General features: G+C 62.2%; 10 protein-coding genes. 3 read left to right on the forward strand and 7 right to left on the reverse strand.

Annotated elements, in window-relative coordinates:
- Positions 1-183 precede the first annotated feature (183 nt).
- Positions 184-846, reverse strand: coding sequence for a TetR/AcrR family transcriptional regulator (locus WYH_RS08340; protein WP_053833462.1), 663 nt, complete (start codon positions 844-846; stop codon positions 184-186).
- Between the two features lie 441 nt (positions 847-1,287).
- On the opposite strand from WYH_RS08340, the gene WYH_RS08345 reads away from it, so the two are divergent.
- The gene (locus tag WYH_RS08345; protein WP_053833674.1) at positions 1,288-2,802 is read left to right on the forward strand and encodes a mechanosensitive ion channel family protein; all 1,515 of its coding nucleotides are present in this window, start codon (positions 1,288-1,290) and stop codon (positions 2,800-2,802) included.
- 21 nt (positions 2,803-2,823) lie between these two features.
- On the opposite strand, the gene WYH_RS08350 is transcribed toward WYH_RS08345, so the two are convergent.
- The 6 genes from WYH_RS08350 to WYH_RS08375 are packed head-to-tail and all read right to left on the reverse strand — an operon-like array spanning position 2,824 to position 11,651.
- Positions 2,824-4,305, reverse strand: a complete 1,482-nt coding sequence (locus tag WYH_RS08350) for a phospholipase D-like domain-containing protein (protein WP_046903474.1) — start codon at positions 4,303-4,305, stop codon at positions 2,824-2,826.
- Positions 4,306-4,334: 29 nt separating this feature from the next.
- Positions 4,335-4,724 (reverse strand): hypothetical protein, encoded by a 390-nt coding sequence (locus tag WYH_RS17045; RefSeq protein WP_046903475.1) that lies wholly within the window; start codon positions 4,722-4,724, stop codon positions 4,335-4,337.
- A 32-nt stretch (positions 4,725-4,756) separates the two neighbouring features.
- Positions 4,757-5,989, reverse strand: a complete 1,233-nt coding sequence (locus tag WYH_RS08360; protein WP_157726777.1) for a patatin-like phospholipase family protein — start codon at positions 5,987-5,989, stop codon at positions 4,757-4,759.
- Positions 5,976-7,463: an efflux transporter outer membrane subunit gene (locus tag WYH_RS08365; protein ID WP_053833465.1), complete on the reverse strand. Its 1,488-nt coding sequence runs from the start codon at positions 7,461-7,463 to the stop codon at positions 5,976-5,978. The genes WYH_RS08360 and WYH_RS08365 overlap by 14 nt, the downstream gene beginning before the upstream one ends.
- Before the next feature lie 3 nt (positions 7,464-7,466).
- Positions 7,467-10,607: an efflux RND transporter permease subunit gene (locus WYH_RS08370; protein WP_046903476.1), complete on the reverse strand. Its 3,141-nt coding sequence runs from the start codon at positions 10,605-10,607 to the stop codon at positions 7,467-7,469.
- A 3-nt stretch (positions 10,608-10,610) separates the two neighbouring features.
- Positions 10,611-11,651: an efflux RND transporter periplasmic adaptor subunit gene (locus WYH_RS08375; protein ID WP_157726776.1), complete on the reverse strand. Its 1,041-nt coding sequence runs from the start codon at positions 11,649-11,651 to the stop codon at positions 10,611-10,613.
- Positions 11,652-11,708: 57 nt separating this feature from the next.
- On the opposite strand from WYH_RS08375, the gene WYH_RS08380 reads away from it, so the two are divergent.
- Positions 11,709-13,112 (forward strand): NAD(P)/FAD-dependent oxidoreductase, encoded by a 1,404-nt coding sequence (locus WYH_RS08380; protein ID WP_082347915.1) that lies wholly within the window; start codon positions 11,709-11,711, stop codon positions 13,110-13,112.
- A gap of 516 nt (positions 13,113-13,628) precedes the next feature.
- Positions 13,629-13,745, forward strand: coding sequence for a hypothetical protein (locus WYH_RS17340; protein ID WP_328700710.1), 117 nt, complete (start codon positions 13,629-13,631; stop codon positions 13,743-13,745).
- Positions 13,746-13,881 lie beyond the last annotated feature (136 nt).

A 13,881-nucleotide genomic window follows, 5' to 3' on the forward strand; every position in this document is an offset into this window, starting at 1 on the left:
GTTTATCGAGACGCTCGGGCGGCGGTACGCCTCTGGCAGAACATTGCTCGACGAGATTCCAGAGCACATTGAGCCGGGGCCATCTTCTGGACACTCCGATCACGATGAATCCGAAGGATACTGAAATATCTTTAGGTTCAAACCAATGCAACGAAGTTGCTGATTTATAAGATATGCGCCAGCTTACCGCCCATTCGTCGAAAAGACGACGCCAGTGCGAAGTGCAGCCATCACGAAATCAAGTTCCTTGTCCAGGCTGACGGATTCGCTGCCATGATATTCGGGACCCATGCCCCTCAGTATTTCATAATTCGGCAAGGAGAATAATAAGTCGAAGACTATCTTAGCGATCGCCGGGAAGTCTGAGAACGCAATTTCTCCGTTTGCGTAGCCGTCCTTTAGAATTTGGTTCATAACGCCGGTAACGTCAGCCACGGCTTTGGCCCTGATCTTGTTCTGCAAATCGGGGCGGTAATTGGCAAGCCATGTCAGCAAGGTCTGTATGCCGCGGCCTTCTGCGGTGAGCGAGGCTTCTAGAAATTTATGCGCAACGGCTTCGAGGCGCTCGCGAATGGGGCCATTGGCAGGAAGAGTGCTCACCGGACGGATGTGCTTCGCAATACCATAGTCCATCGTCGCACATAGCAGTTCATCCTTGGATTTGTAGCGTGCGTAAAGTGTTCGCTTCGATACGTGGGCCGAAGCGGCGATCGCGTCCATCCGGGACGCATCGAGGCCCTTAGCGATAAATTCCTGCAGCGCTTCCTGCAATATGTGCTCGCCTAGTTTCTCGGCCTCCTCTTTTGAAGGACGACCGCCGCTTGAGGTTCTGCGGGGAAGTGACATCTATTCTCTCACTATTGCATTGGTTCGGCCATCTGATCTGCTGCCCAGTAGGACGAGGCCTTTGTGGTATGGCCAGGCAAAGCTCCGCAGCGGGCAACGCGGACTAATGATGCCCACATGAACGCTTGCCTGCCGCAACGGAAAACGGCATGGTACCGGTGAGTTTACTTTCTTTCATCGCCGGCGCCAGCAAAAATGGCCTTTCCCCCAAGGCAATCTCTCCGATCGATCAGTGAGCCGAGCTTTAGCGGTTGGAATGCAATCTCTGTCTTTCGTAGGTTCGTAGGGTTGAAGCCATTGCGGAACTGCGATGGCCAGCGCCTTCCAGATAATATCCCGATCGGACCGATATCGGTTCTCCGTCTTTCTGCCCTTTTATTGCTGGTCGCCTGCGCCGCCTTAACACCGGCTTCCGCTCAAATCGCTCCTGTGGCGGAGCCGATGGCCGAGCAGGCCGTTGAAGTGGCTACCGACCCTTTCGGTCGCGAGACGCCGCGTGGAACGGTGACCGGCCTGATCAGCGCCCTGGCGGCGAAGGACTACACGAGGGCTGCTCACTATTTCCACCTGTCTGCGGAAGAGGATGAGGCTCAACTTGTCGATCAAGGAGCGATCTGGGCCACCAAGCTGCAAGCCGCGCTCGACCAACAGGGGACGCTCCTGCCTTTCGGTGCCTTGTCGAACGAAGCGAGTGGGCGTCTCGACGATGAACTGCCGGCCGACACCGAAGAGGTAGGCAGGCTCGGCGGCGAGGAAGGTCTGCCGATCCTTCTCACCCGGACCGACAGCCCTGTCGGCAGCGAGGTCTGGGGGATTTCGCAGGAGACCGTTGAAGCTCTCGAAGCAGTGTCTGTGGCGGCGACAAATCCGGCTGAACCGGAAGACGGTGAAAGCGCCGAGGTGGCCGGAGCCCCGCTGCAGGACTGGGCTCTCTTGCTCGGGAGCGCAGCCGGCAGTTTCTTTCTCTACTGGCTTATATCGGCCGGACTTCTGGCCATCATGCGGCGTTTTGTGGCCGACCGCGAGAAAAGCGCGATCTACCGCTTCACGCAGGCCGCCTTGCCGCCGCTCAGCCTGTTTCTCGCAGTGGTGACCTTCCACCTGTGGACGGGCAGCATCGAGGCGTCCATCGTCGCGCGCCAGACCTTGCTGCGCTATATCGGTATCGTTGGCTGGGTAGCGCTTGCTTGGTTTGCGCTGCGCCTGGTCGATGCCATCGCACGCGTTGCTAGTGCCCGGATGGAACGCCGCCAGCGGCGGCAGGCAGTGTCGGTCGTCGTCCTGTTGCGGCGTACGGCAAAGATAGTGCTCTTCCTATTGGCGACGGTAGCGGTCCTCGACACGCTGGGGGTCGATGTGACCACGGGCATTGCCGCATTGGGCATTGGCGGCATCGCCTTGGCGTTAGGCGCACAGAAGGCCGTGGAGAATTTGATCGGCAGCCTGAACGTCATCGCAGACCGCCCTGTTCAGGTCGGAGACTTCTGCCGCGCGGGAGATATTGTCGGCACCGTAGAGGATATCGGTATGCGCTCGACGAGGATTCGCACGAATGAACGCACGCTCGTCACCATCCCGAACGGTGATTTTTCCTCCCGCGAGATCGAAAACTTCGCCAAGCGCGACCGCTTTCTGTTCAATCCCACGATCGGCGTCGAATACGGTATCTCCGCAGGCCAGCTGCGCCGGGCCGTGGAGATTATCGAGCAGATCCTGCGCGATCACCACCTGATTGAAAAGGATGGCCTCCGTGCTCGATTTGCTCATTTCGGCGAGAGCTCGCTGGATATCGAGATCTGGTCCTACATCATGGTTGCCGATTACGCGGAAAGCCGACTGATCCGGCAGGAACTGCTGCTGGCCATTTTCGAGAGGTTCAAGGCAGCCGGTCTCGCTATCGCCTACCCGACGCGGACGGTCCATTTGGTGACCCAGGAGAATGACGTCGGCGCGTAGGTCGCCGCGCCCAGATGGTATTCACAGCAGCCAATCGATCGGCGTTTTGCTGAGAAGGCGAGTGAGCACTCGCGACCACCATGTGGTTCCAGGCTCCGCCAGTTCACATTGACGGACATCGTCGCGCATGTCCATCCAGTTCAGTCGGCCTTTGTCATCCACGACGATTTTGTAGGAGCCGGACGCGATCATGGTATCGAAGGCGTGGTGCATCTGTGCCGCCAGATTCTCACTCTGGATGACGATCCCGAGCTCAGTATTGAGAGCGAAAGAGCGCGGATCGAAATTGAAAGAACCGACAAAGACCCGACGGCCGTCTACAGCGAACATCTTGGCATGCAGGGTGGCATTCTCGTTTGTGTTGCGCGGCGAAGGTCGACGCAGAGATTTGCGGGTGGTCTTGGGCCGGTCTCCAGGGGCAGGCATCTCATACAGACGCACCCCCGACTTCACGAGAAAATGCCGATGCTTTGCATATCCGGCATGAACCATAGCGACATCGGTCGAAGCAAAGGAATTGGTCAGGACGCGCACATCGACCCCGTTGCGTGCCATTTGCGCAAAGGCCCTGGCACCTGATGAGGTCGGCACGAAATAGCCCGAAACGACGAGCAATTCCCTTTCCGGTTGACCGATGAGACCCCTGAGGACGCTAGCCATGAGATCGCCTTGACGCGATTGTCCGAGAACCTTGGCGGGCCGATCGCTGACCAGCTCGACGGGCACCCATTCGAATTCAATCCGTCCGGCCCGCGCACGCTCAAGCAAAACAGATCCGGCGGCACGGCTTAGATAATCGGTCGCGGAGGGGCCGGAAACTGACCGCGTGAAATCAGTTGCCCCGCTTGCCGCGTACTGCTTCGGATCTTCCTTCACGATGCAGTCGATTTCGATTGCAGCGGGAAAATTCCAGAACGCATCGAAACATTCGGAGACTTCTTGCACCACCGCGCCTACGCAAAGCGCATCCACATCGGCAAAAATCCCCTGCTCTCGGTTGGCGAAGTACTCGTCTCCGACATTACGCCCGCCGACACAGGTTATCTGATTGTCGACTGTAAAGCTTTTCGAATGCATCCTGCGATTGACGCGGTGGAAATCCAGCAGGAAATCGAGCGGCTTGAAGTGTCGGTTTCGAAACGGATTGAAAATGCGGATCTCGAAATTGCGGTCGCTGGCCAGCCAGCGCAATTTGCGGTCGAGGCCGGGAATGCCGTTATCGTCAACCAGCAGACGGACCCGTACACCCCGCGCTGCCGCTCTGCGCAAGTCTTCCAGCAGGAGATTACCGGTCAGATCGTCGCGCCAGATGTAATATTGCAGGTCGATCGATCTTTCGGCCGCGGCGATGAGTCGAGAGCGGATGGCAAACGCGTCTATGCCGTCCTCGACAAGTGCAACGCCCGTCAGGCCGGGATGGCCCACCGCGTGCTTAGCGACACTCAAGCCGATTGCGGAAAGTGCCGTATTTCCGAACGCATGAGAAGCTGCGCGCTGTATCATGAACGGAGGGTGCCGGTCGCGCATCCGCGTTACGGTGCGCTGTCGGGAGGCGTTGTCTGCGACGGAACAGCAGGACCAATGTCCGGTTCTGTTCCGGTTAGTGCAACCGACCTGTTGCACAGCTTTCTCGTCATCTCCCGGTCGCGAGTCGGGTCTGTCACGACCGCGCGACCCGAAGTCTGGCCACGCATCCCCATGAGACCGCAAGGACCGGGATGGTCGCCGCCTTCCGCTTGCGGATCGGTCACGGCCTGTAAGACACGCAAAGTGCCGTGCTCGGCATCGCGACACGCCAGCAGCACGCGCACGCCTTTCATCGCCAGGTGCGGGGCGATCTCGTAGCCGGTGCCGCTATTGGCGCCGTTAACGACGGCCGGCCGTCCGGATTGATGGGGGATATCGGAAAAGGCGAAGCTCATGCGGTATGTTCGTCCCGGTGCCATGACGGGCGCTAATCCTCGGAACTCGTCGTTTCGGGCACGGCTGATGCGACAGTGTCCGGATCCGACGATGGCGGACTATCCTGCCATGCCTGTGCCCGACCGCGCTCCACGCCATAGTCGAACAGCGTGCGCATATAATCCTGCTCGAAAAGATCGTGCTCGTCCGCGTCGAAGTCCTGCTCGATAAAGGTCAAGTGATATCCGGCGCCGGTCGATCTCGCCCAGACATAGGCCGAGGCCACACGGTCCTGGAGGCTGGAGAAGAGCATCACCTCAAGCGTCCGCTTGGCGATGCTGGAGAGACCTGCTTCGATCAGCTCGAACTCGCCTGCCATCTTGCCGTTGACCAGCAGATACAGCTCCGTTGGGGACTGGCTGTCCCGCAGGATCTGGTCGTTCGCGACCGGCGGAGCGGCCATCAGGGTCGCAATGGTGCCGCCATCGACATGGAGTTCGCTGATTCGCTCTCCCTGCGCTTCCATCTCGATCAGCACCGGGGGGAACTGCACCGGGACGGAGCTGCTGGCGAGCAGGATGCGCCGGAAAAGGGCATAGCGACCGGGCGCATCACCGGCCGCGATCGCTCCCATGTCCCAGATCGCATTGCCGGGGCGGTCGAGGCTGACGGTGCCGACGAACAGGCGCCGGCCCTTGCGGTGCTCTTCGCCGATGGCATCGATCACCGCATCAGTGGCGAAGCGGGCGATTAGAGCCTCGAGCGGCTCGGTCGTCGCGACGCTGGTCGAGAACGGGATCGCCAACGCGAAGCGGTCCTTGTAAATGTCGTCGGGCGTGATCTCGGTATAGGCGCGTTTCAGCTCGTCGTCGTAGTCCGGCCCGAGCAGCGCGAAGGGGGCGATGAGAGCCCCGGTGCTGACTCCAGTGACCACGGCAAATTCAGGTCGCTTGCCGGTTTGCGACCATCCGTTGAGAAAACCCGCACCATAGGCCCCGTCATCCCCACCGCCCGACAGCGCGAGCACGCGCAGTGGCTCGCCCGGCGGTGGCGGGGCGATCGAGATCTGTGTCAACAGGTCGGGGGAATTGGCCCAATGGCGGATTTTCGGCGAATCCGGCGCGTGCGCGGCTTCGATCTGCGCGGCCTCGAACGGTTGCCGGTCGAAGCTGGCACAACCGCCAAGCAGCAATGCGGGGCCGAGCACTCCCAGGACGAGCGTTCGCACCAGGTCGATGGCCTGTCCCGGCATCATGGTCAGGCGGAGTTCTTTACGGGTTCGCATCGCCATCCTTCTCGGAAATCTCTGGGGGATCAGCCTCCGGCGCGTTCCAGCTTCCGCCGAGCGCCAGATTGAGCGTGACGAACTGCTCGCGTTCCATGCGCTCGATCGTCGCCAGATCGCTGCGCGCAGTGATCGCCTGCTGCCGGATCTGCAACACGTCAAGCAGGCTGCTTTCGCCGACCCTGTACCGCAGATCCTCGATCCTGAGCGCTTCCTCTATCTCGCGCACGCGGATGACGGCCGCGTCCCGGCGGCGGCGAAGCACCACGCCGCTGTCGAGCGCGGTTTCCACTTCCTCGAAAGCGGCCAGCGCGGCGCCGGCATATTGCGCGATCGCCGCGCGCAGTTCGGCATCGGCAATGTTTTCGCCGGCAGCCAGCGCGCCGCCCTGGTAGATCGGCGCCGCGACATTGCCGCCAATGCTGAACAGGGTCGCGGTAGGATCGAAGATATTTTCAAGGGCGTCCGACACCGCGCCCGCCAGCCCCGTGAGCGACAGGCGCGGCAGGCGCGCCTTGCTGGCCTGGTCCTCGGCATGCAGTGCGGCGGCGACGCGCCGCTCGGCCGCGACCAGATCGGGCCGCCGCTCGAGCAGCGTCGAAGGCAGCCCGGCAGGCGGCGGCGTTGGCATGGGCGGCAAGTCAATTCCCGAGGCGAACTCGGCCGCGGGATAGCGCCCGACCAGTAGTTCGAGAGCACGGATCGCCTCGCGCCGCGCGCCCTGTGCCCGTGCGAGAGCCTCGCGCGCCTGTTCGAGATTGGCGCGGATCAGTGCCAGATCGCCATCCATCGCGACGCCCTCGCGGACCTGCAGACCCACCAGGCGATGCAGATGTTCGAGCGTATCAACCGCTTCCTCGGCCAGCCCCACCTGCCGCGAAGCCTCGATCGAGACCAGATAGGCGCGCGCCACGCCCGCGGCAATCGATTGCCGGGCCGCGAAATAGTCGGCGCGGGCAGCCGCCTCGTTCTCGAGCGCGGCATACCAGCCATCGCTGATCCTGCCCCACAGGTCGATTTCCCAACTCGCCTGCGCCAGTCCCAGAAAGCTGGTGCTGTCATATTCGATGCTGGACGGCACCGGCAGTCCGGCCTGCCCGCCGATTTCGATATCATCGATCTCGATATGGCTGCGCGAACCCAGGCCGACCGCCTGAACGGCCGGACGCAGCCCGGAACGCGCCTGACGGGCAAGTGCTGCGGCGCGCTGGACCTGCGCCGCGGCGGCCTGAAGATCACTGTTCTTCTCCTGCGCTTCGGCCACGAGCGCGGCGAGGCGCGGGTCGCCGAAGGCGGCGACCCATCCGTCCGCGACCGGCCCTGCGGCATCGGCGACTGCCCGCCAGCGTTCCGGCAAAGGCGGCAGGGCCGCGCGGGCGGGTGCGACCGGACCATCGCCGACCCTGTCGGGATGCGAGCAGCCTGACACCAGCATCAGGCCGAGCAACATGGCGGTGAGAGGGACGATGCGCATGGTTCAACTTGCCCCCTGTGGCTCGGCTGCGGTCTCGTCAGGGCCGATCTTGAAGAAGATTGCATAGAGGACCGGCACCACGAACAGGGTCAGTACCGTCCCGAAGGCCAGCCCGAAGGCCAGGACCACGGCCATCGCCTTGAAGAAGGCGTCGAACAGCAGTGGGATGACGCCGAGTACCGTCGTCAGCGAACTCAGGATGACCGGGCGGGCGCGATCATAGGCTGCCTCAATGATGGCATCGAAACGCGGTTTGCCCTCGCCGATCTCGATATCCATCTGATCGACCAGCACGATCGCGTTCTTGATCAGCAGGCCCGAGAGCGAGAGCACACCGAGAATGGCGATGAACTCCATCGCTATGCCGGTGATGAGCAGGCCGATGGTTACGCCGATGATCGCCAGCGGCACGATCATGAAAATGATCACCGGCTGGCGCACTGCGTTGAACAGCACGATTACCACCAGCACCATGCCGATGACACCGAGCGGGACCACGCCAATCAGCGAATCGATCGCCTCGGTGCTCGTTCCTTCCTGGCCGTCCCATTCGAAATGGTAGCTGGAAGGCAGTTCGATCGCCTCGACGTCTCCGCGCACGCGATCGAGCAGACGGTTGGCGGTTTCGCCCGGCGCGGGATCGGCCTGGGCGTTGATTGCCCAGCGCTGATCGATCCGCTGAATCTGCGAATGACGCCAGCGGGTCTCGAAACCGTCGATCACTTCCTGCAGCGGAAGCGAGGCGCCGCTGGCGCTGAACACCTGGATTGCTTCCATGTTCTGCGCGTCGCGCGTTTCGCTTTCGGGCGAGCGGGCGATGATCGGGATCAGGTCGTCGCCCTCGCGGAAGACGCCTATCGGACGGCCCGCGAACGTGCCCTGCAAGGCCTCGGCCACGTCCTCGCGGCTGACGCCAAGGCGACGCGCGCGCGTTTCGGAATAGAGCGGGTGGATGACCGGCACCTGCTCGCGCCAGTCATCCTTCACGAGGATGGCCGCTTCGTCCTCGGCGAAGACATCCTTGGCCTGCTGCGCCAGGCTCTGCAGAACCGCCGGATCGGGCCCCGAAAACTGCGCCTCGATCTTCGAGCCGCCACCCGGCCCCAGTTCGAACAGCCAGACCTTGGCGCGCGCTTCGGGGGCGTTCTTTTGCAAATAGGCATGCACATCTGCCTGCAGCCGCTCGAGCGTCGAGGCGTCCTCAACCCGCAGGATCATCTGGCCGAAGGAGGATGTCGGCGCCTCGGGCTGATAGACCAGCTTGTAACGCAAGGTACCCATGCCGACCACGGTCTGAACGTCAGTAACGCCGTCCATCGTCGCCAGATCCTCCTCAATCTCCTCCAGGTCGGCATTGGTCCGCTCGATATCGGTGCCCGCAGGCAGCCAGTAATCGACCATCAAATGCGGCGTGGTGGAGGCGGGAAAGAAACCCTGTTCCACGAACGCGAAGCCCACAAGGGAGACGGCGAACAACCCCCCGGTCAGGCCCATGGTACGCCAGCGATGGCGCAGCGCGCGCGCGAGCCATTCGCGATAGGCGGTGCCGATCCGGCCGGCTTCGCGCTGCGGGGCGGCCTCGTCCTCGAGACCGTCGTGGCCTGCATCGAATCCTGTCTCCCGATCAGTGCCGGAAGCGGCAGCATCCTCCTCCTTCTCGAACAGCCAGTTGGCGAGAAAAGGCGCTACGGTGACCGCGAAGAACCACGAGAACAAGAGCGAGATCATCACCACCCAGAACAGGTGATTGGTGTATTCGGCGACCTGCCCGGGGGCGAGGCCGATCGGGGCGAAGGCGATGATGCCGACCAGCGTGCCTCCTAGTAGCGGCCACAGCATCTGGCCCACGATCGCGCGCGCCGCCTCCAGCCTGTTTTTGCCCTGCTTGAGGCCGACGAGCATCCCCTCGACCACGACGATGGCGTTGTCCACCATCATTCCCAGCGCGATGATCAGCGCGCCCAGCGAGATGCGGTGCATCGGTATCCCGCCGGCATTCATCCCAGCCAGCGTCGCCGCGACGGTGAGCATGAGCACGGCGCCGATGACCACGGCCGAGCGCCAGCCCATGAAGATCAGCAGCGTGACCACCACGATGACGAGCGCCGTCGCGACATTGATCACGAAATCGCCGATCGCGTCCGACACCACCTTGCCCTGGTGGTAGAATTCGTGGATCTCGATGCCGATCGGGCGGTCGCTCTCGCTCGCGCGCAGCTTGGCTTCGATCGCCTCGCCGACCTCGACCACATTTGTGCCGGTCGCATTCGAGATGCCCATGCCCACCGCCGGCCTGCCATTGTAGCGCAGGATCTGCATCGGCGGATCGACATAGCCGCGCGTCACGCGGGCCAGATCGCCCAGTCTCACGACCGCGCCTTCCTGGCCGGTCATCACCGGCAGATCGCGCAATTCCTCGACCGAATCGATTTCGCCGGTGGGAACGATCTCCAGACGCTGGTCGCCGACGCGCACGCTGCCCGCTGCGACGACGGAATTCTGCTGTGCTAGATCCTGATAGACGCTCTGCACCGACAGCCCCAGCGCCGCGACCCGCTCGCGCATGATCTCGACATAGAGGGCCTCGCGTTGCTCGCCCGACAGCACCACCTTGCCCACACCCTCCACACCGCTCAGGTCGGTGCGCAGCTTTTCGGCATAGTCGTACAGCTCGGCCGGCGAATAACCATCGGCGGTTAGCATGTAGAAGATGCCGAAGACGTCGCCGAAATCGTCGTTGACGATCGAGGGACCTGCCCCGGGCGGAAGCAGCCGGGCGGCATCGGCCACGCGGTTGCGCAGCTTGGTCCAGACGATCTGGAGCTGTTCCTTGTTGCGCCCGAACTCGTACTTGATCTCCACCTCGATGCGCGACTGGCCCGCCTCGGAGGTCGAAACAATCTCCTTCACCTCCTGCATCTGCCCGATCTCCCGCTCGAGACGCTGGGTGACCTCGGTGGCGACCTCCATCGGCGATCCGCCAGGATAGGGTGTTACCACGACAGCGCGGCGGATGGTGAACTCGGGATCCTCGAAGCGCGGCAGCGACCCATAGGCCGCCATCCCGGCAACGATCGTCCCGATGATGACGAGCAGGATGAGCAGGCGATTCCTGATCGAGAAGACGGCGGGATTAAACGACATGGCTCAGTCCCGCTCGTAGGGGCGGACTTTCATCCCCTCTTCGAGATTGGCCACGCCAGCAGCCACTATCAGGTCTCCGCGGCCGATGCCGGCAGTTACAGGCAGCATTCCGCCTGCTCCCTTGCCTACGGTGACGCGGCGCAGCGCGATGGCTCCGGTCCTGCGGTCCACGCGCCAGACGAATGTCTTTTCGTCACGCCCAACGATCGCTTCCAGTGGCACAGCCGGCATCTCGGCATTATCGGTATCGAGCTCGACATGCAGTGTTCCCGTCATGCCCGGCAGGATCAGCGCGCCGGAAGGCGGATCGAACAGGAACGTCGCCTCGTAGGTGAGCGACTGACGCGTGGCGTCGGTGGCGAACGAGCCGAACCGGGCCGCGAACCGCCTGTCGGGAAGACTGTCGAGCGCGATCGCCGCGTTGATCGGGGCCCGCTGCTCGGCATTGGCAACGATGGACGAGGGAACCTGGACCACCACCTTGGCGGAACCGGCGGTCTGTAAGGTCACGACCGGCTGCTGCGGCGAAACATATTCGAACGGCTCGGTCAGTCGCCTGGCCACGCGGCCCGAAAAGGGCGCCCGCAAGACGGTCTTCTCCAACTGCTCGCGCGCATTGTCAAGTTCGGCTCGCGCAGTGTCGCGCTGCGTTTCGCGCTGAACGTGCACTGCCCGCGGAATCGCGCCTTCGCCGACCAGCGCGTCGGCGCGGCGGAATGCATCCTGTGCCGCCTCGTACTGTTCGCGTGCCTGGACGAGCTGGTTGCGCGCGATGGTCTGGTCGAGCTGCGCGATCACCGTGCCGGCCCTGACGAAATCGCCCTGGTCCACCGTCAGCCGGACGATCTTGCCCGGCACATCGAAGGTTAGATCCGAAGATGTGCTTGCCTCGATGATCGCGGGAAACTCGTAAGTCCTCGCCTGACCGCCTGCCGCCACGGTGTAGAGTTTGACCGGACGCCGATCGGCCTCCTCCGGAATGGGAGCATCGTCGCAACCTGCAACAAGGCATGCGAAAATTAGCGAAACGAATATGCGCAGCATGAAGAATTTGAATCTGAAAATGGTTCGGCGCGAATCAGACTTTGACATGCGCCCAAAATGAAACGAATAAGTTTACATATCATCGCTCGTCGCAATAGGAAGACCCAATTGCAAGGCCAAACGCTTTCGCTGAACCTGTCTCATCCCGAATCGACGAACCGCCCCCGGGTCGTCATCGTCGGCGCCGGTTTCGGCGGCATGGCTGCGGCGCGCGCTCTTCGCGGCAATGCCGCGGAAGTGACGCTGATCGACCAAACCAATCATCACCTGTTTCAACCGCTGCTATACCAGGTCGCGACTGCGGCGCTTTCCCCGTCCGATATCGCTACGGCCACCCGTGTGCTGATGCGCGGCGGGTCAAACCTAAGTGTGTTGATGGCGGAGGTTACAGGCGTCGATATCAGGGCGCGCTCGGTGCTGCTGCGCGATGGGCATCGATTGCCATACGATTATCTCGTACTCGCCACGGGATCGGCCTCGAGCTTTTTTGGACAGGACAACTGGCGCGAACACACGCTGGTTCTCAAGACGATTGAGGATGCGCTTGCCATCCGCGCGCGGTTGCTGGAAGCGTTCGAGCGGGCCGAGCAGTCGACCGACGACGCAGAGATACGACGCCTCCTGACCTTTGCTATTGTTGGGGGCGGCCCAACTGGCGTGGAACTGGCTGGGACCATCTCCGAACTCGCACGCGCGACTTTGGCGCGCGATTTCTCTCGCATCGATCCGCGCGACACGCGTGTGGTCCTATGCGAGGCGGGCGGCCGTTTGCTGTCGGGTTTCGATCCCGCGCTTTCGACCTATGCGACCGAAGCTCTAACCTCGATGGGGGTGGAGGTGCGGATTGGCACGGCCGTCGAGGCAATCGATCCCACCGGCGTGGTGCTCGGTAGCGAGCGGATAGATACCGGAGCCGTGCTGTGGTGTGCCGGCACTGAGGCCCGTCCGGCTGCTGAATGGCTTGGAATCGATGGGGTCCGCAACGGGGCTGTAACGGTCCGGTCCGATTGTTCGGTGCCGGGTCATCCAAACATCTTTGCGATCGGGGACGTCGCAAGTTTCGAAGCAGGCGGCGACGAGCGCTTGCCGGCTCTTGCACCAGTTGCCAAGCAGCAGGGCACATATGTCGGGAAGCTGCTCGCGGCCCGTATCGCCGGTCGGCGCGAGCCCGGCGCCTTCCGCTACCGCGACTATGGTACCATGGCGGTGATCGGGCGCTCGCGTGCGGCGGCGCAATTCGGCAGGCTCCGGCTCACGGGATTTCTCGCCTGGCTGGTCTGGTCACTTATACATTTGATGCTGCTTGTGGACTTTCGCAGCCGCCTGGTCGTCTATGTCAACTGGGCTTGGGCATGGTTTACTTACGGACGCGGGGCGCGGTTGTTGACGGGATCAACCACAAGCGATGCCCGGCAGCCGCCGCTCAGCGACCCAGAAAGCGGGCGGCCCGATGACAAGTAGCGGTCTCAGCCAATATTCAAATAGTTGACCATGATGAAAGCATGCTCCCGCACCGCCATCTAGGACCATTCGAAGGCTCGCCTGGCCTCGCTATCCATCACCTGCAAGTTGTCGCGACCTAGCTTGCACTTGATCGCAGGAAGCGCTCGAAGCCAAACCGCATCTAAGATCAGCGTATCTGTCTTTGGCGTCGATCTACCTCAGTTGACTAAGCAGCGGTAGGCATGGCGGTCGCATGAAGACCGAACGGCTTCGGCGACACTACGTCATAGCTCTCATCTTCCCTGGAAACCCGGCTAGCGGCGAAGATATCGCGTTTCAGCTCACCATGCCGGGTTTGGAGGAGGAGCTCTTCTATCGTGGCATCCTGCTGTTCGCGCTGGATCAGGCTTTCACCGGAAGGAGACGGTTCCTCGGGTCGATTGGGGATGGGGCGCGGTCCTGTCGTGCTTCCTGTTCGGATTGGCACATGCCTGAGGCTTCTCGGACGACAGCTTTGCCTTCGATCCCATCACGATGGCGCTGACGGCAATCCCAGCCTTTATCGCGGTCTGGCTGCGTTTGCGCACCGGAAGCCTGCTCCTGCCGGTTCTGCTTCACAATTTCGGCAATTCGCTCTCGTTCATCGTGTGAAGATGTCTTCCCGGAATGCCCGCTTCCGGGATCAGCATTCTGCCCGTAAAATGACCGAATTTAGGGCGCAAAGCCGCCTATTATGGAGAGCCTCTGGCGTTGCCAAACGCCGGTCCAAGCCTCGTATCGCGGCTTC

The organism is Croceibacterium atlanticum (assembly GCF_001008165.2).
Classification (GTDB): Bacteria; Pseudomonadota; Alphaproteobacteria; order Sphingomonadales; family Sphingomonadaceae; genus Croceibacterium_C; species Croceibacterium_C atlanticum.